Origin of the sequence: Clostridioides sp. ZZV14-6153, from assembly GCF_020657855.1 — a bacterium.
Taxonomy (GTDB): Bacteria; Bacillota; Clostridia; order Peptostreptococcales; family Peptostreptococcaceae; genus Clostridioides.
Map to the genome: position 1 here is coordinate 115,176 of NZ_JAGWCZ010000007.1, position 18,642 is coordinate 133,817.

General features: G+C 28.7%; 14 protein-coding genes and 1 other annotated feature. Of the genes, 1 reads left to right on the top strand and 13 read right to left on the bottom strand.

What is annotated here, in order from left to right:
* The first annotated feature begins 5 nt into the window (after positions 1 to 5).
* Positions 6 to 740, top strand: a complete 735-nt coding sequence (pflA, locus tag KGF46_RS10820) for a pyruvate formate-lyase-activating protein (RefSeq protein ID WP_227829686.1) — start codon at positions 6 to 8, stop codon at positions 738 to 740.
* Between the two features lie 102 nt (positions 741 to 842).
* On the opposite strand, the gene KGF46_RS10825 is transcribed toward pflA, so the two are convergent.
* From KGF46_RS10825 to KGF46_RS10885, 13 genes are all read right to left on the bottom strand, one after another.
* The gene (locus tag KGF46_RS10825; protein ID WP_227829687.1) at positions 843 to 2,513 is read right to left on the bottom strand and encodes a GGDEF and EAL domain-containing protein; all 1,671 of its coding nucleotides are present in this window, start codon (positions 2,511 to 2,513) and stop codon (positions 843 to 845) included.
* A 126-nt stretch (positions 2,514 to 2,639) separates the two neighbouring features.
* Positions 2,640 to 5,255: a cell wall-binding repeat-containing protein gene (locus KGF46_RS10830; RefSeq protein WP_227829688.1), complete on the bottom strand. Its 2,616-nt coding sequence runs from the start codon at positions 5,253 to 5,255 to the stop codon at positions 2,640 to 2,642.
* A gap of 176 nt (positions 5,256 to 5,431) precedes the next feature.
* Entirely contained in the window at positions 5,432 to 7,135 is a 1,704-nt protein-coding gene (locus KGF46_RS10835; RefSeq protein WP_227829689.1) for an InlB B-repeat-containing protein, read from the bottom strand.
* Positions 7,136 to 8,134: 999 nt separating this feature from the next.
* On the bottom strand, positions 8,135 to 8,260 hold the full coding sequence (locus KGF46_RS20060) for a hypothetical protein (RefSeq protein WP_255287812.1): 126 nt from the start codon (positions 8,258 to 8,260) through the stop codon (positions 8,135 to 8,137).
* 97 nt (positions 8,261 to 8,357) lie between these two features.
* Positions 8,358 to 8,996, bottom strand: a complete 639-nt coding sequence (locus KGF46_RS10840) for a nitroreductase (RefSeq protein WP_227861971.1) — start codon at positions 8,994 to 8,996, stop codon at positions 8,358 to 8,360.
* A gap of 253 nt (positions 8,997 to 9,249) precedes the next feature.
* Positions 9,250 to 10,059: a prepilin-type N-terminal cleavage/methylation domain-containing protein gene (locus KGF46_RS20225; RefSeq protein ID WP_285891648.1), complete on the bottom strand. Its 810-nt coding sequence runs from the start codon at positions 10,057 to 10,059 to the stop codon at positions 9,250 to 9,252.
* A 46-nt stretch (positions 10,060 to 10,105) separates the two neighbouring features.
* A complete protein-coding gene (gene crcB / locus KGF46_RS10855; protein WP_227829500.1) occupies positions 10,106 to 10,480 on the bottom strand; it encodes a fluoride efflux transporter CrcB in 375 nt (124 codons plus the stop codon).
* Between the two features lie 38 nt (positions 10,481 to 10,518).
* Entirely contained in the window at positions 10,519 to 11,694 is a 1,176-nt protein-coding gene (thiI, locus tag KGF46_RS10860) for a tRNA uracil 4-sulfurtransferase ThiI (protein WP_227829499.1), read from the bottom strand.
* Between the two features lie 45 nt (positions 11,695 to 11,739).
* A complete protein-coding gene (locus tag KGF46_RS10865; protein WP_227829498.1) occupies positions 11,740 to 12,891 on the bottom strand; it encodes a cysteine desulfurase family protein in 1,152 nt (383 codons plus the stop codon).
* 657 nt (positions 12,892 to 13,548) lie between these two features.
* A complete protein-coding gene (locus KGF46_RS10870; RefSeq protein ID WP_227854708.1) occupies positions 13,549 to 14,271 on the bottom strand; it encodes an amino acid ABC transporter ATP-binding protein in 723 nt (240 codons plus the stop codon).
* Positions 14,272 to 14,330: 59 nt separating this feature from the next.
* Positions 14,331 to 15,008, bottom strand: a complete 678-nt coding sequence (locus KGF46_RS10875) for an amino acid ABC transporter permease (protein WP_227829496.1) — start codon at positions 15,006 to 15,008, stop codon at positions 14,331 to 14,333.
* 27 nt (positions 15,009 to 15,035) lie between these two features.
* A complete protein-coding gene (locus KGF46_RS10880; RefSeq protein WP_227829495.1) occupies positions 15,036 to 15,851 on the bottom strand; it encodes a transporter substrate-binding domain-containing protein in 816 nt (271 codons plus the stop codon).
* A gap of 228 nt (positions 15,852 to 16,079) precedes the next feature.
* Positions 16,080 to 16,294: a binding site (T-box leader), on the bottom strand.
* Positions 16,295 to 16,552: 258 nt separating this feature from the next.
* Positions 16,553 to 18,619: an ATP-dependent helicase gene (locus tag KGF46_RS10885; protein ID WP_227861972.1), complete on the bottom strand. Its 2,067-nt coding sequence runs from the start codon at positions 18,617 to 18,619 to the stop codon at positions 16,553 to 16,555.
* Positions 18,620 to 18,642: the final 23 nt, after the last annotated feature.

Here is an 18,642-nt window from a genome sequence, read left to right on the forward strand (position 1 = left end):
ACTCTATGATTAAAGGAAAAGTACACTCTATAGAAACATTTGGTACTGTAGATGGCCCAGGAATAAGATACATACTATTCTTTCAAGGATGTCCTCTTAGATGCAAATACTGTCATAATAGAGATACATGGGATACCAAATCTGGAAAAGAATATACAGTTGATGAAATAATAACTGATGCTCTTAAGTATACTTCTTTTATGAAGTTTTCTGGTGGAGGTATTACTGCTTCTGGTGGCGAGTCTACTCTTCAACCAGAGTTTTTAAGTGAACTATTTAAAAAAGCTAAAGAAAATAACATACACACTTGTCTAGATACATCTGGATTTGTAGATATAGAAACTATAGACTCAGTTTTAGATAATACTGACTTAGTTTTGCTTGATTTAAAACATATGGTTGAAGAAAAGTCTATTGATTTGACTGGCGTGGGTATGGATAAAGCTTTAAAACTTGCTAAACACTTAGAATCAAGAAATATTCCAGTATGGATAAGACATGTTTTAGTTCCTGGGATTACTGATGATATAGATAACTTAGAAAGATTAGGTAGATTCGTTGCTACATTAAAAAATGTAGAGAGATTGGAATTGCTACCATATCATTCTATGGGAATACACAAATGGGAAAATTTAGGCATCGATTATGAGTTAAAAGATGTTCCTGATGCTACCAAAGAAGATATTAAAAAAGCTAGTGAAATAATCTCTAAGTTTGGAGCAAAAGTATATAATAGCTAATACTCCTTGAGATTAATAACTATCACAATAAAATAAGGTAAAATATACGATTTAAAAAACCTTATATTTTACCTTATTTTTAATATACTTTATCTACACTCATCAATTTGATAATTTAAGTCTATAAAACTCAGATGCACTTACAGGTCTACCAAATAAAAAACCTTGAATAATATCTACACCTAAACTCTTCACTATATTGTATTCTTCATAAGACTCAATACCCTCAACACAAACTTTCAAATTGATAATATGAGCTAATTTAATAATATATTCTAGAAAGGTATGTTCATAACTATTATATGTAATATTCTTAACAAAACTTCTTTCAATCTTTATTATATTAACAGATAACTCTTTAAGATAATTTAAAGATGAATACCCAGTACCAAAATCATCAATTGCAATATGTACTCCAATACTTTTTAAACTGATAAACTTGTCATTCAATAAATTTATATCTGGTATCCAACAATTCTCTGTTAGTTCTAAAATCAAAAATTCAGGTTTTAATTGATATTCTATCAAACATTCTATTATAAAATCTCTAAAAAAATCCTCTTTTAATTGAATATACGATACATTTACAGATATTTTGAAAGCTGGATTTACTTTATGCCATTCTTTACACTGTTTTACGGCCTCTTTTATAATCCATTTTCCTACTGGTATAATCAGATTACTTTGTTCTAGTATTGGTATAAATTCAACAGGAGATACTTCTCCATAAGTATTTGAATGCCATCTCAAAAGTGCCTCTGCTCCTATAACGTTTTTGGTAGATGCATCTACCTGTGGCTGGAAAAATAACTCAAGGTCATTAAAATCATTTTCAATACACTCTCTCAATTTCTGTTGCATTGAAATTACTTTCAACTTATTTTCATAGAGTTCTTTTGAAAAAAACTTCATTCTATTTTTACCACCCATTTTTGCGATATCTAGCGCAATGTCAGCATGTTTAAATAAGTCCAAATAATTATCTCCATCTTCTGGATACATAGCAACCCCCGCAGTTACTGTACAATAATATTTATTTGATTCGATTTCATGCTGAGTATTTGTATACAATTGTATTTTTTCATATAAGTTCTCTATCGTTTCTTTATTGCACATAGGGTAAAAAAATGCAAATTCATCTCCATCTAATCTGTACAATCTAACATCCTTAGGTAAATATTCTAAAACTTCTGTAGCAATTGCACGCAAAACCTTATCACCATAAGAGTGCCCATATTTCTCATTTATATTTTTAAAATTATCAATATCCATGATAAATATAGCTCCACTTGTATAGATTTTCTCTTTTATAATACAATTCATTCTGTATTCAAATTGTTCTCTATTCCATGTTCCTGTGATAGAATCAAATTTATTCTTTTCACCTATATTTTTTATTCTACCAACTATAATTATAGTTTTTTGGTCATCTGATACATAAGCCTTACCTCTACAAGAAATCCATACTACTTCTTCATATTTATTAATTAATCTATATTCTAAATTATGTTCATCTTTTTTTCCATCTACCAACGCTTGTATATCATCTTTCCATACTTTGACATCATCTGGATAAACAATTTTACTCCAACAATTGACTACATCAGAATCCATATCTTTACTTAAGTTAAATTCATCAAAAATTGCTGAAGAAATTTTAAATTTATTCCTATTTATATCCCAAAAAAATATATAATCTTCTGTGCTTTGAGACAAAAGTTCAAAGAAAATTTCTATATGATCTAAATTTAAAGAGTTCGATTCTTCTCTCATCTTTTCCCCCTACAATATAAGTAATATAGTAAGATTATAACCCTACTTATAATAAAAATAAAGTAGGGTTATAATTTATTACTATTGGTGTAGTTTAATCAACAAAATATTCTTATTTAGATTATACTATTTTACTAATCTTTTTATCTCATCAAATGCATCTTCATTTCCATTTCCTCCTACCTTAGTTATCTTATCAAATTTCTTACTTTTAACTAAAGTTTTTTGAGACTCATCAAGTGATTTTTCTACAATCATTACTGGTGATTTATTTTTACCTGCTAAAACACCTACTGTTAAAGCATCTATTAAATCATTTTCTCTTAACATCCCATTTTTTGTTACATAAAGATTTCTTAGTTCTTTATCCTTATAAAACTCTTCTATTACTTTTGAATTTGTTTTATTTCTATCTTCTCCACCTATTCTCTTTGGATTTGGAAACTGTTTTTCTATAGATTTTGGCAAAGAAGTTTCTCCTCCTATAATATAAGATTTTGATATTTCTTCTTCATCTATAAATTTTTTAATAGATGTTATCTCATTTTTTACATTTGTAAGAATTATTGGAGTTTTATTTTGTGCTGAAATGCCACCAACACTTATTGCATCTGCTAATCCGTCATGTCCATTGACTACAGATACTTTTTCTACATCTATTATTTTATCTATTTCTTTAGCAAGTCTTAGAGAAGTTGAATATCTATCTACTCCACCTATTCTTATAATAGTAAGCCCTTTTAATTTTAATTCTTTTTCTAAATCAGAGCTTAATGTATTTTCTCCACCTATTATATAAATATTTTTTGCTTTTAATCTTTTTATCTCTTCTTCTGTATTTGCATTTAATTTATCTTTTTCAGTTAATAAAATAGGTGCATTTTTAGTAGATGAAAATGGAGTTGCTGATAGAGCATCTGGTATTGATGTACTATTTACTAGTATCACATTTTCAGCTGATTCAAAACCTCTTTTACTTATTTTTATAGCAGTTTTGTATCTATCATCACCTGTTAAATTTTCTTCTGATGGACTAGTTGTATTAGTGGATGAACCTCCACTACTTCCTCCGCTGTTTCCACCACTATTTCCACCTGAATTATCATTATCTCCTTGGTTATCAGGTATCTTCTCCCATTGCGCATAAAGTACTATATTATCATCAACATTAATTATATCACTTCCATCACCTTTATATGGAGTTCCACTACCATCTGGTTTTGTATTCCATCCAATAAATTTGTACCCTTCTTTTGTAAGATTTCCTGTATTCGCTTTTACACTTGTATTTGTATTTCCATCATGCAGTTCATCTTCAGGTACATCTCCTTGTCCACCATTATTTTCATATTTAACTCTGTATTTATCTGTCCAAAATGCATAAAGAGTTGTATTTGTATCTTTTATGTTAAACTTTTCTCCTGCTTTATACCTACTGCCTGTATCATCTGCTTTTGTACTCCAATAAAAATTTCCTCCTCTACCAGAAGGTGCTACTAAACCATTATCACCAAGTATAGTAACTTCATCTCCTTTTCCATATATATTATTATCTATTGGCGCTGTACCTGTACTTCCATTTTTATCATATGTTACTCTACATTCTTCTTTCCATTGTGCAAATAAAGTTGTATTTTTTGTAAGGTTAAATTTGTCACCATCTCTGTATGAAGTCCCTTCACCATTATTTTTTGTATTCCATCCCATAAATATTGCTCCAGATTTAGATGGTATCTGACTTGTAACAGTTACTTCAGCGCCTTTTTTATGTTTTTCTTCTGATATACTTCCTGTTCCTCCATTTAAGTTATAATCTAATTTATATCCCCATTGTGCATATATCGTATCTCCTGCGATATTTGGCGGAATAGTGTCACCTTCTTTGAAAGATGTTCCACTTCCATCTGCTTCTGTATTCCACCCTATGAATTCTTCATCACCATTGATAAGTCCACCTGACCCTGGGAATTTGTCAGCCTCTCCTGGCTTTGGTAAGTCTGGCAGTGTACCTGAGCCTCCATTACCATCAAGTTGTAAATCATACTCCCATTGTGCATAAAGATCTACGTTAAAATTGTCATAATCCCTTAATAATACCTCAAAACTTGAGCCTAAATTATAAGATGTTCCTGTACCATCAGCTTTTGTATTCCATTTTGTAAGTTTATAATTTGTTTTTTTAAGGTCACCTTCATTTCCTTTAATTTGCAAAGTAGCATTCTGATGATACTTATTTGAATCTGATGGAACATTACCTGAAGTATTTCCATTTCCGTTATATCTTACTTGTAAAAAGTCTGGAATCCAAATGGCATAAAGTGTTGTATCTCTATCGATATCTGTTCCTATTAGAATTTCTCCGCTTCCATATGGTTGAGTACCACTTGCCAAATGGTCCCTTGAGACACTCCAAGCATCAGTATGATAGTTTGCTCTTGTAAGATTATTACTGAACGCTAAATAAGAATCAAACTTATCAAGGTCATATACTTTTGGACCTGTTATTACTGGTCCAGGAATAACATTTCCCCCATTAAATATAGCTTCATTTATCGTTCCTCCAGTAGCCCCATTATCATCATAAGTTATTGTAATATTATTAACTCGCCTTAAGCTTTTATCTTGAATCTGCTTATTAAATATCTTATTTAAATCATAATCAGCAAAAACATTTGAATAATTTAAAGGAATTATAGCAAATGTAAGTATGCATATAGTTAACTTTTTTAACTTTTTATTCATCAAAACCCTCCCCTTTATATAAAAATTAATTTTATTTTTCATTTTGTAATTTGTAAAATAAAGAAATACTGATAAAATCTATATCAGTATTTCTTATAATTATTAAAATCTTATTCTTATATAAATATTAAATACGATTTTAGATTATAAATTACAATAATAAACAACTTATATTATTAATTTTTTTGCCACACTGCATATAATATAATGTTTCTTTCGTCCATAGTGATTGTACCTGATACTATTGTTGATGAGTCATTTCTAACTGTACTCCATCCTACAAATGTATAAGTATCAGCATTAAGCCCATTAACATTTCCTAAAACAGTCACAGTATCTCCTTTTTTATATTCTGTTGTATCAACAGGAGCCATACCTGAAACAGTTACTCCTGAAGGGAAGTTTGCACTATAAGCTACCCTATAAGTTTTTTCAGCTACAGTAAAATATATTGTATTTGGATTAATTCCAGAAGAATCAAGTGCAACTATTTGAGATTGACTTACTGGGTCTAAGTTGTATCCAGCAGGAACCTTTGTAGAGTCTGGAGTTATTGTATGGTCTCCAAGTACAGCATTAACAATCTCTGTGTACGTATCTCCAACTATATTACCATCCTTATCTTTAAAACCAATTGTTAAAGTACGTTCTGCTTCTGAAGGCATCTTACTTACTGTAAAGTAAATTATATCTGGTACAAGACCACTTGTACTAAGATTTACCATTTCAAATTGGTTGTCTGGATTAAGTACATATCCATTTGGTACCTTTGTAGAATCAGATTCCACTCTATGATTTCCATATTCAGCTGGTAGTGTAACTGTATATGGGTCTCCAATTATTGCTCCACTATCTTTATCTTTAAAGTTAACTGTAACTATACGATTTACAAGTGGAATATCAGGACTTACTGTAAAGTAAACAATACTCTTGTCAAGCCCTGTTGGTTGTAAATTAACAGTCTGAGTTTGATTAGAAGGATCAAGCTTATAACCATTAGGAACTTTTGATGTGTTTGGTGTTACATCATGTGAGCCTAGTATATCTGGAATTTCTTCTATATAAGTACTTCCAACATTACTTCCATCTTTATCCTTAAATCCAACTATAAGAACACGATTTTCTTCTGGCACTCCAGCCTTATCAGGAATTACTGTAAAATTAACTTCATTTGGATTAACTCCATTTTGAGCAAGATTTACCACTTTAGATTGACTTGCTGGATCTAATTTGTATCCAGAAGGAATTTGTGTAGCATCAGGTGTAACTGTGCTATTTCCATACTTAGCTGGAACTCGAGCTGTATATGACCCAACTATAGCTCCTGTTTCTTTATTTTTATAATTGACCTTAATAGAAAGTTTTGCATTTGAAATTTCAGTAGATGCATATGATGTTCTTGTAACGTTTCCATTCCCTGTATTAGGTGATGTATAGCTCCAATTTACTCCAGACATGTCTCGATTTGTCACAAAAGAATAAATTCCTGTCATTTGACTTCCTGTTATCCCTGCAGATGGTATGCCATTAGGGAATCCATAGCTTGTTCCATAAATAGTTGAAACTTTTTCCCCATTAATTTGTAATACCCAACCTTCTTGAGAACCTCCTTTTGGATCAGTCCCCCATACATATTTTACATTTAATGAGTTCCCACCACATGGAACAAATAATGAGAAAAATGTTACATATCCATTTCCCATATTTGCACGAAGGTCAACTTGATATCTTCCATTAATATCATATCTTCGTTCTGTATTTTGTAGTACTTCATTATTAACTTTATCTGGTAAAGTTTGTGCATATGATGGTACTCCTACACCAACAACTAAAGCTAAGGTTGCCACAAAAGATGTTAGTTTACTTAATCTGTGTTTCATTAAAAATCCCCCTCCAATATTTTTTATTTCAAACAGATTTTTCATACTTTATTTTGCATAGTCTTTATCAAAACTATTTATTTAAAGTCTAATTAATCTATTATGAAGTCTATCTTAAAAGTGAAGTTTTTATAGTTTATTTAATTTTTACTTGAAATCTTTTTTATTAAATAAAAAATATATTTAATTTTTACACAAAGATATTAATACTCTATAGACTAGATATTTTGATTTTATTTTTGTAGAATTAAACAGTCTAAAAAAACAATAGAGTAAGATATTTTATATATTTATATTACTTAAAGTAATTAACTTTAATTGTTTTCAATTTCATGAAAATTAGTTGTGATATATGTTCAGAGTATCAAAAATTTTTTAATTAAAATAATTGTTTTAATTAAAATAATTATTTTAATTCTGGTTATTATAGTTTCCATTTGTTATAAAAAAGTCACTATTTATATAATTAATAGTTTTTTTTACATTTATATACATTTTTTAAAAAAATTTATATGTCTATACTATTAAAATTATAATTATTTCTTTATCTTGAAAACAAATGTTATATACTTTTACTGATAATCAATTATTAGAAGTGGGAAAAAATTTTGAATGGCTTTGATATACATTTTTTATAATATCCTTATAGTTTTTTTTACATAAAAAAAAACCCTTTTATAACTAAGGGTCACTTTTTCCTTTATTTTACATTTATTGTATCATGCTTTTTTATTTATTTCAATCTTATACTACTTTTTCCCAAAATATTATTATTATTTTTTTATCTTTTTCGACTTTATATTTTTTATACATAATGCTTAAATTAATTAAACTCATTTTATTATTCTACAAATATAAAATAACAAAAAACAAGACTAAAACAAATAATTTTTTATTTTAAACCTTCACCCTTCTATTTTCAATTACTTGAATTACTCCACCTTAACTACCTTAGGTAACGTTTGAAGGTGGAAATTCTTATTTGATAGTACTTTTATACTAAGCATTCATAGGCTCTAAGGGCTGTTCCATCCCCACTAATCTTAATCCTTCTTTTAATATATTTACACTGGCATTTATATCTCTGTCATGTTGTGTATTGCACTCTTGATAAGTATATTTCATGCTTACATCTCCACCCTACTTACGTTGAGGATGGAGTATTTTGCCTATCTTTGATAAATTTTATAACTGTATCTCACAATACAAATAATCAAATATTCTAAACTCTAGAGACTTTATAAACTACATTTCTAGCTTGTGGTAATTTCCCATCTGGAACACCAACAGCAATACCAAATGGTACACAATATCCTTCTGGTATATTTAATAATTCTCTGTATTTTTTATTTGTATCAAACTTCATCGTTATCGATTCTGATTCTTTTACATCATCTTTATCTAGAACACTCACAAGACCCACAATATCACCTTGTTCAACAGGTGTAAATAGTCCCCTAACCATTCCTATTATGCAACTCCCAAGTCCTAAAGCTTGTGCAGCTGTTGTTATGTTTCCTGTAAGTATTCCCGCGTCATATGGAGCCCATGAACTCTCTTCGTCATAAGAAATAAATAAAACAGTTGGTGCACCATAAAATAATTTAAAATTTTTATTTATTTCAACGTTACTAACTTCATGAATTCTAGAAAGAGTATCATCACTAATCTCTTTTAAAAGTTTTTGGTCTTGTACAACAGTTATGTGCCATGGCTGTTTATTACACCCTGAAGGTGCTGCAAATGCACAATGTAATAATGTATCTAATTGTTCATCTGTAATTTGCTCTGTTGTAAATTTTCGTATACTTCTACGCCCTTGTATTAAATTTATTGTTTGATTGTATTGTAAATTATTCATTATATCTATTCCCCCTTTTATGTATTTGTTATCTTAAATACCAAATCTTTAGAAAATTAATTTTATAATTAAGTTTCTTTATATTCTTATTATAATTATTTTTAGCTTACATGTGAAGCTTTTATAATATCAAAACATCAATATATCTACTCTACAAATAATCTTCAATAAAAAACTGGTATCACTCAACTATAGAAAATATCATTTTTCTACAGAACGATTAATACCAGTAAAGTTGATAAAATATACTATATTAATTTAAAGGGCCCCAACCAGTTTTGGTATGAATCTCTGTTTTTACAGATTTAGTCTTACCATCAGCTGAATCAACATCCCATGACCTACCTGCAACAGAAATACCATTGTTACCTTTATACCATCTACCTTCATCGTAATCATAAACTAAAGATGTGTACCAATTACCTCCAGTCTTATCATTTGCAAATACAACTACAGTAGCATCAGATTTAGTAGGATTATATGCATATGGTTGTATATATAATGTTGCCTTACTTAAATTATATTTCTTCTTAAATTCATCTGGAATTGTAGGCCAGCCATTTTTATATTTATTATCTAGTAAATAATTTCTAAAAGCATCATTCCCTTTTGAAGGCCCTGGTATTACAGAAGGGTCTACTGCAAAAGATGCAATTAAATCTTTCATACTTTGATGTACATCTCTAGCCATCTCAACACCATCTGGATGTTCTGTACAAGTAACATAAACTCTTGCAATACTTTCTTCTCCAGTTATTCCATCATAACCATCGTCAAACTCTGCTGAATATGTTCCACCTGACTTACACTTTGGCTCTGTTTCAAAATACTTACCATCTGTATTTTTTAATACATCTTTTATAACCTCTTTTTTATCTTTACTAGGTTCCTCAGCTACAGCAATAACAATTTGAGTCTTTATATTTTCTCTATTAGAAAGACATGTTACTGCTTTACTTTTTTCTATATTTTTAAAAAGTGCTGGTAGTGCAACTATAACCAAAATTCCTATTATAGATATAACTACCAATAATTCAATTAGTGTAAAACCCTTTTTATTCATAATAATCATTCCCATTAAATAAAATTATAGTATTTACTTTAACATGCTATATAGCAACAAAGTGTCTACATAAAGCTCTTCCAACAAAAACTCCCAAAATACTTAATGTCAAGTTAAAAAATATGTTTAGTCCAAATAATATATAATTCCCGCTATCAAAAAACTTTACAGTTTCAAAGCCAAAAGTAGAAAATGTAGTTAGTCCTCCCATTAAACCAGTTGTCAAAAACAATTTCAAATTATTAGAAATAGAATTTGTTCTTATACTCATTTCCATCACAAAACCAATTAAAATTCCACCCATAATATTGACCACTAAAGTCCCAAATGGAAACTTAGTTCCTACAAACTTTAGAGATATTAAATATCTTAATATAGCTCCCAAAAATCCACCAATACCAACATATAATACTTGAATCACATGTAACACCTACCCCAAATAACTAAATCACTTACATATTAAAATTCTATGTCTTCAACCTCTATTCCGTCAATTGCATCCTGTACTAATTTTTCTATATCAAGTGACAGTTCAGATTTTTCTATTTTCTCTAGTCTAGGCTTAGTGACAGGTTTTCTAGGAGAAAACACGCTACAGCAATCTTCTTCAGGTATTATAGATGTTTCAAAAGTCCCTATTTTCTTAGCTATATCAACTATGTCTGATTTATCCATAGCTATAAGTGGTCTAAATACTGGTAAATTTACAACAGCATTAGTGCAAGTAAGCCCTTGTATAGTTTGAGATGCAACTTGACCAATACTTTCACCTGTAATCAAAGCATCACAATGTCTTTTTTCAGAAAGTCTTTGTGCTATTCTCATCATAAATCTTCTTGAAAGAATAGTAGCTTCTTCTTCATTACAATTCTCACCAATTGCTTTTTGTATTTCTAGTATATTTACTTTATGAAGTCTTACTCTACCACAATATTTAGCTAATATCTTAGCTAAATCTTTAACTTTTTCTTGTGACCTTTCACTTGTGAATGGATAGCTATGAAAATGTACTGCTTCTACTTCCATACCTCTTTTTGCAACCATCCATGTTGCTACTGGACTATCTATACCACCTGATAAAAGAGACATCGCTCTACCATTAGTTCCAAGTGGCAAACCACCATATCCAGGTATAGTATCACTATAAACCATAGTATGAAATTCTCTGTATTCACATTTTATTTTAACTTCTGGATTTCTTACATCAACATCAATTCTATCTCCTACCTTTGATAATAAGTATCCACCTATATCCATACTCATTTCTTGAGAAGTTAATCTAAAAGACTTATCTCCTCTTCTTGACTCTACCTTAAAAGTTTTATATCCAGCATCTATTTTTTCTTCTAACATCTTTAAAGCTATTTCTTTTAATGTATCATAATCTTTTTTAGCTCTTACTCCAGGACATACACCTACTATACCAAATACTTTTCTAACTTCTTCAATTACTTCTTCATAATCATAATCTTCTAAATCAACATATATTCTTCCATACTCTTTATATACATTAAATTTGCCAATTGGCTTTAACATATTTCTTATATTTCTTATAAGTCTATTCTCAAATATATATCTATTTTTTCCTTTTACTCCAATTTCTCCATACTTTACTATTAATATATTATACACCATTTCACCTCGTAAACTACTTTCCTCTTATTATTTATACAGTATTCTTTATTTCTTTCTCATTATTGACCTTAAATCACAAATTGATTCTTTTAATACTTTCACAGCTTCAGATATTTCATCTTCTGTATTCATATCAGATAGACTAAACCTTATTGTTCCATTGATTTCTTCATTTGTAAGACCTATGGCATTTAAAACATGACTACCTTTTTTCTTGGAAGAGCATGCAGAACCAGTGGACACATAAATTCCTTTTTGCTCTAGGTAATGAAGTAAAACTTCTCCTTTTGTACCTATAAATGATACATTTAATATATGACATACGCCATCTTCTGGAGAATTAATTTTTATATCTTCTATATTCTCAACTATTTTATTTCTAAATATGTTTTTTAAGTTATTTATCTTCAAAATAACAGCATCTAAATCTTTACTTAATATACTTACAGCTTCTCCAAGCCCATATATTCCAGGTACATTTTCTGTTCCAGACCTAATTCCAATTTCTTGTCCTCCTCCTGTTAGCATAGGCTTTAAACGATTGTTTTCCTTAATATACATAAATCCAATTCCCTTTGGACCATGAAATTTATGTGCACTTACACTCATAAAATCTATATTGTATTTAGATGGCCTAAAGTTTATTTTCCCATATGATTGAATAGCATCTACATGAAAATATATCTTCTCTTTTAAAGACTTCAGATATTTTCCAACTTCATCTATTGGCTGTATAGTTCCTATTTCATTGTTAACATGCATCATACTTACTAAACATGTAGTTGATTTTATAGTATTTTTCAAATCTTCTATATTTATCTTTCCATCTTTTCCGACCTCTAAGTAAGTTACTTCGAATCCATCTTCTTCTAAATCTTTTAATGTATTTAAAACAGAAGGATGTTCTATATTTGTAGATATTATATGATTTCTTCTCTTCTTATTTATATTGGCAATACCTCTTATTATAGTATTATTACATTCTGTACCACCTGATGTAAAATAAATCTCTTTATCTTTCGCTCCTAGAGATTTAGCTACAATCTGTCTTACTTCTTTTATACCTTTTTCAACTTCCACACCTTTTCTATGAACAGAAGAAGGATTTCCATAATCCGTACTAAGTGCATATACCATTTTATCTATAACTTCTGGATAAGGTTTTGTAGTCGCACTATTATCTAAGTATATTTCCAACTTAATTACACCTGCCTTTATTTAAAATCTTCAACTCTAATTATTATACCATTAATTACAGTATTTTTTTTGTTAATCTTTATTAAAAAGATAATCTTAAGTTTATAGAATCTTCTTTCATAAAAATCTAGTTTTTTCACTCAACTACAAAATTTTATGTTAAAATGTAATATGTTTATACTATACCCTACAAAAATACGTGATAACATACAATATATGATAAAATAATATATTATATAAAATAAATATATTATATTATACATATACTTATTTTTGCTATAAAGTCTATTTTTATAAGCTTACTTGTTATAAAAATAACTTTTACAATTTATATCAAAAAAAATATTGATTTTTGTGTCGCATTTTGTTATAATAAATTAAGGTTATCCCCCTGGTAACCCTAGTTAGTTAATATATCTATTCCCAATACCCTTTCATAAGGATATATTTTATATTTATTAAAAATCGAATTAATATCGGAAACTAATTCGATGGAAAAAAAGAGCTTACCCCGAGCTCTTTTTTTTTCTGCAAAAATATAATATCAAGTTAAAATAAAGTTAATATCAGTATAATTTTAATTTTAAAAATTATATTAATTATCACTAAAAAAGGATGTATTGAATTTCTAATATCAATACATCCTTTTTTTATATATTATAACACTTTTGCTAAGAATGATTTTGTTCTCTCATGTTTTGGATTTCCAAAGACTTCTTCTGGAGTATTATCCTCAAGAACACTTCCTCCATCTATAAAAATAACTCTGTCTGCAACTTCTTTTGCAAATCCCATTTCATGAGTTACAATTACCATTGTCATTCCTTCTTTAGCAAGCTCTTTTATAACATCCAAAACTTCATTTACCATTTCTGGGTCAAGAGCAGATGTTGGCTCATCAAATAACATCATATCTGGTTCCATAGCAAGAGCTCGTGCTATTGCTATTCTTTGCTTTTGCCCTCCAGATAATTGTGATGGATATGAATCTTTTTTATCTAAAAGACCAACTCTACTTAATAAAACTTCTGCTTTCTTTTCTGCTTCTTCCTTAGTCATTTTTTTTAATTTAATTGGTGCCAATGTTATATTATCTAAAATAGTCTTATGTGGGAATAAATTAAAGTTCTGGAACACCATACCTATATTCTGTCTAACTTCATCAATATTAGTTTTTTTATCAACTAAATTTTTTCCTTCAAATATTATATCTCCACCTGTAGGTATTTCTAATAGATTCATACATCTAAGAAGTGTACTTTTACCAGAACCACTTGGACCTACTATAACCATTATTTCGCCTTTAGCGATTTCTAAGTTTATATTTTTTAATACATTTAAATCTCCAAAAGATTTACTTAAATTTTTTATTGTAATCATATTATCACTTTCCTTTTATACTATTCTATGTTTTCTCTAAATGCCAAATATTCTCTCATCTAATTAGACACAGATAGTTTCTTTTCTAATAATCCAACTAATCTTGATAGAGTAAATGTTATAACAAAGTAAATTGCTGCTGCTACTATTAATGGTTCTAGTGCTTTAAATGCTGCATTTTTTACTATATCAGCAGTACGCATTATCTCAACAACTCCTATTACAGATATTATTGAAGATTCTTTTACAAGTGTAATAAATTCATTTGCTAATGAAGGTAGTATATTTTTTATAGCTTGAGGTATTATTATATATCTCATAGTTGCCCAATAATTCAATCCTAATGATCTACTTGCTTCCATTTGCCCATTATCAACTGATTGTATACCTGATCTAAGTATCTCTGCTACATATGCACCAGAGTTTACTGACAATGCAAATGCACTAGCTATAAATTCACTTGGTATACCAAATAACATAGGGAATCTTATTCCTAACTGAGGTAATCCAAACCATACTATATATATCTGTACTAATAATGGTGTCCCTCTTAAAATTTCAATATATATTGATGATATTGCTCTCAATACTTTATTCTTTGATATTCTTGCCATACATATAACTATACCTATCATAAACCCAAAGAATAATGCTACAAGAGAAATTGCTACTGTCACACCTGTTCCTTCCAAAAAAGAAGTCCCAAATTTACTTAAAAAACTAAAATCTAAACTCATAATTTCATCTCCCACATAACTTTCTTACTAATTTGAAGCAGCTTCAGTAGATGCTTCATTTAAAAATTCTTCTATTTTTTTACCATCTTGTAATTCTTTTATCTTTTTATTTAATAATTCTATAAATTCTTTATTATTATCAGCTTTTTTGATTGCTGCTGCCATACCTTCTGTTACATCTTTACCAACTTCAGTGTTTGCCATTTTTATTCCATCATATTTCTTAACATTGATTAAAGAAACTGCTTCATTAACAACAACTGCATCTATGTTTCCATTTTTTAATTCTGTAATTAAGTCAGGTACTGCTTTTAAAGATTTTGTAGTTGTCATTTTTAGAGTATTAACTACATATTCTTCTTGAATACTTCCTGCCTGTACTCCTACTCTAAGTTTTTTCAAATCGTCTTCAGTTTTTACTTTGTCTATATCTGCATCTTTCACTATAACTGCATTTCTACTTAAATAATATAATTCTGAGAAATCAACACTCTTTTCTCTTTCTGGTGTTGGAGACATACCTGCAAGAACGATATCAACTTGGTCTGCATTTAAAGCACCTATTAATCCATCAAATGACATATCTTTAATTTCAACCTTTACACCAAGTTCCTTTGCAAATTCTTCAGCCAACATTACATCGAATCCTTTTATTGAATCTTTACCATCTACTACTTTATGAAATTCAAATGGTGGGAATTCTGCACTAGTACCTACAACCAATTTTCCACTTTCTTTTATTTGCTCTAATTTTGTTTTTTCTTCTCCACCACTACATCCTACTAGTGATAATGTTAATCCTAATACTAATCCTAAACTTAATAATTTTTTAAATACTTTCATTTTAACTACCCCTCTCTTTTAATTATAATTTTCCCTCAAATTTTTAATACTTTAATGTTTCGAGTTACAAAAAAAGTCCCTCAGTCTTTAATGACTAAGAGACGACTTTACCGCGTTACCACTCTTATTGATAAATACTTATACAACCTTCAAAATTTGTGAATTTTAGCTTTTATAGCTACAGGGATATTTTAATTTTAAAATCAAAAAAGTCCCTTAGCTTTACAGCTAAGAGACGAATTATATCCGCGTTACCACTCTTTTTGATAAGTAAGTACTTATCCTCTCAATCCCTTAAGGCGGGCAAACCAATTATCATACTAACTAAAACTTCTGATAATTTCCTCCAGAGCTCTCTTCACATAGACTTCATTGCTAGGCTTACACCAACCCCTAACTCGCTGTAAATCCGTATATGCTACTTTCTCTATCACTGGATTTGTTTCCTTAAATTGTTAATACAATTGTACTTCCTTCTAATATTTTTGTCAATAAGTTTTTTATTTTTTTAATAATTTTATTTTCTAAAATTTAGATATTGTCTTACATGCTTATTGATATTATCCATATATTTATAAATAATATCTTTCTGTTTATTTCCATTGCTTAAATACTTATAAATAATATTTTTCTGCTTCATTTCCATTGCTTAAATACTTATAAATGATATATCTTATCCTTACTAAATTTTATATACTAAGTTAAATAGTATGGATTATATTCTTCAATAAACACGTTTTCAAATCTAAAGTTCGCTCTCTATCTTTAAACTTTATAGTAAACATGATTCCATCTTTTTTGATTATTTCGCCTTCGTGAAATTTTTTATGGTATACTTTATCACCAACACCAATACTATCAATTTCTTTTTTAGTTGGAGATTTTATATCATCGATAAACAGTGATTTATCAACTTTTTTACCATATTTACTTAAAGTAGAACTTATACATAATTTTTCTTCAGCTCTTGTAATAGCTACATACATAAGTCTTCTTTCTTCTTCTAATTGTTCCTCTTTTTTTTCTTCCTTACAAATATCATATGATTTTTCATGAGGTATTGTTCCTTCATTTGCACCTATAATATAGACATTCCTAAATTCTAATCCTTTTGCACTATGCATAGTTGTAAATATAACACCATCAGTCTGTTTATTCTTGTTATTTTCCATTAACTCTGTCTTTACTCTCTCAATATGTTCTAAAAACTCTGTCACTGTGTTAAAATTTGTAGCAGAACTCTCAAGCTCATTTAATATCTCTACAAGCCCATTAGTCTTTATCTTTCTATTGCTACAGTAATCCAGAACATATCTATCATAATCAAGACTAGTTCTAATATAAGATATTGCGTTTTTAGGATTTAAAGTATTCAAATAACTCAAGTCTATCTCCAAATCTGTTATTGTTTTGACTTGTTTGGGATGAAGGTTACATTTGTTTATTAGTGCTGTTACAAAATCTTTTTCATCTTTAACCATATTTACACTATCTTTAGATATATATCTAAATGGCTTATTTATAATTCTTAACCAATCTTTATTTGATTTTGGATTAATACCTATTCTTAAATATGCTAGTATATCCTGACTTGCCCAGTGGTCATATATTGTAATTACTGAGTCTTTTACTACAAATGGAATTCTCATATCCATAAATACATCTACTAAGGCTCTTGATTGTATATTAGTTCTATAAATTACTGCAAAATCTGAATACTCTACATAATCCTTTTTTATTTCGTCAATTATTTCCTTGGCAATATGTAAAGCTTCTTCCTCTGAATCATATGGAGAAATATAACTCACAATACCTCCCTTGCCTTGACTACATTTAATAACTTTTTCATATCTATTTCTATTTTTTTCTATAAGCCTGTTTGCAGTATTTACTATTTCACTTTTAGACCTATAATTTACATCCAGCACTATTTTTTTAGTATTATTAAAATATTTTTCAAATTCAAGCAAAAAATCTGGTCTAGCTCCTCTAAAACCATATATACTTTGGTCCTCATCTCCAACCGCAAATATATTGTTTAATGGATTACAAATTAACTTTAAAACCTCAAATTGCACTTTATTTATATCTTGGAATTCATCTATCAATATATATTTATATACATTTCTAACCATTTCTAAGGCTGATTTATTATTCAAAAGCAAATAATAAGTCTTTATAAGCATATCATCAAAATCAATCTTATTAACTTTTGATTTTTGCTCTTCATATAAATTATATACTTTTAAAAACTCATCTTTTGTCAACACTTCTGAACTAAATTCATTCTTATCCATAAGTTCATTTTTTACATAAGATATTTCATTTATAACTTGTCCTATATTTTCATCATCATCTGCATTTTCTATATTTAGACTTTTTAATATTGCCTTTATTGTTATCCTCTTTGACTTTTCATCAAATATGCTATCTAAATTGTATCTTTCAAAATACCTCAAAATCTTGAAAAATACAGAATGAAAAGTACCATATGTTACTTTATTGAGTCTTATATCATCACTTAAACTCAATGCTCTATTTTTCATTTCTACTGAGGATGCTTTGGTAAAACTTATTGCCAATATTCTTGCTGGTGCTATATTTTTGTTTACTACCATATTAGCTATTCTATATGTAATTACCCTAGTCTTACCTGAACCAGGCCCTGCAAGTATCATGCAAGGCCCATCTATATGTTCAACTGCTTCTAGTTGATTTTCATTTAACTGTCTTATATCTATATTTGTTGTGATTATTACATCCACCACCTTAATTTATAATCATCTTATTT

Coding starts and splice junctions, on each gene's coding strand:
- KGF46_RS10880 (WP_227829495.1), bottom strand. CDS start 15,851: ATGAAAGTATTTAAAAAATTATTAAGTTTAGGATTAGTATTAGGATTA.
- KGF46_RS10875 (WP_227829496.1), bottom strand. CDS start 15,008: ATGAGTTTAGATTTTAGTTTTTTAAGTAAATTTGGGACTTCTTTTTTG.
- pflA (WP_227829686.1), top strand. CDS start 6: ATGATTAAAGGAAAAGTACACTCTATAGAAACATTTGGTACTGTAGAT.
- KGF46_RS10825 (WP_227829687.1), bottom strand. CDS start 2,513: ATGAGAGAAGAATCGAACTCTTTAAATTTAGATCATATAGAAATTTTC.
- thiI (WP_227829499.1), bottom strand. CDS start 11,694: ATGGTGTATAATATATTAATAGTAAAGTATGGAGAAATTGGAGTAAAA.
- KGF46_RS10870 (WP_227854708.1), bottom strand. CDS start 14,271: ATGATTACAATAAAAAATTTAAGTAAATCTTTTGGAGATTTAAATGTA.
- KGF46_RS10840 (WP_227861971.1), bottom strand. CDS start 8,996: ATGAATAATTTACAATACAATCAAACAATAAATTTAATACAAGGGCGT.
- KGF46_RS20060 (WP_255287812.1), bottom strand. CDS start 8,260: ATGAAATATACTTATCAAGAGTGCAATACACAACATGACAGAGATATA.
- KGF46_RS10830 (WP_227829688.1), bottom strand. CDS start 5,255: ATGAATAAAAAGTTAAAAAAGTTAACTATATGCATACTTACATTTGCT.
- KGF46_RS10835 (WP_227829689.1), bottom strand. CDS start 7,135: ATGAAACACAGATTAAGTAAACTAACATCTTTTGTGGCAACCTTAGCT.
- KGF46_RS20225 (WP_285891648.1), bottom strand. CDS start 10,059: ATGAATAAAAAGGGTTTTACACTAATTGAATTATTGGTAGTTATATCT.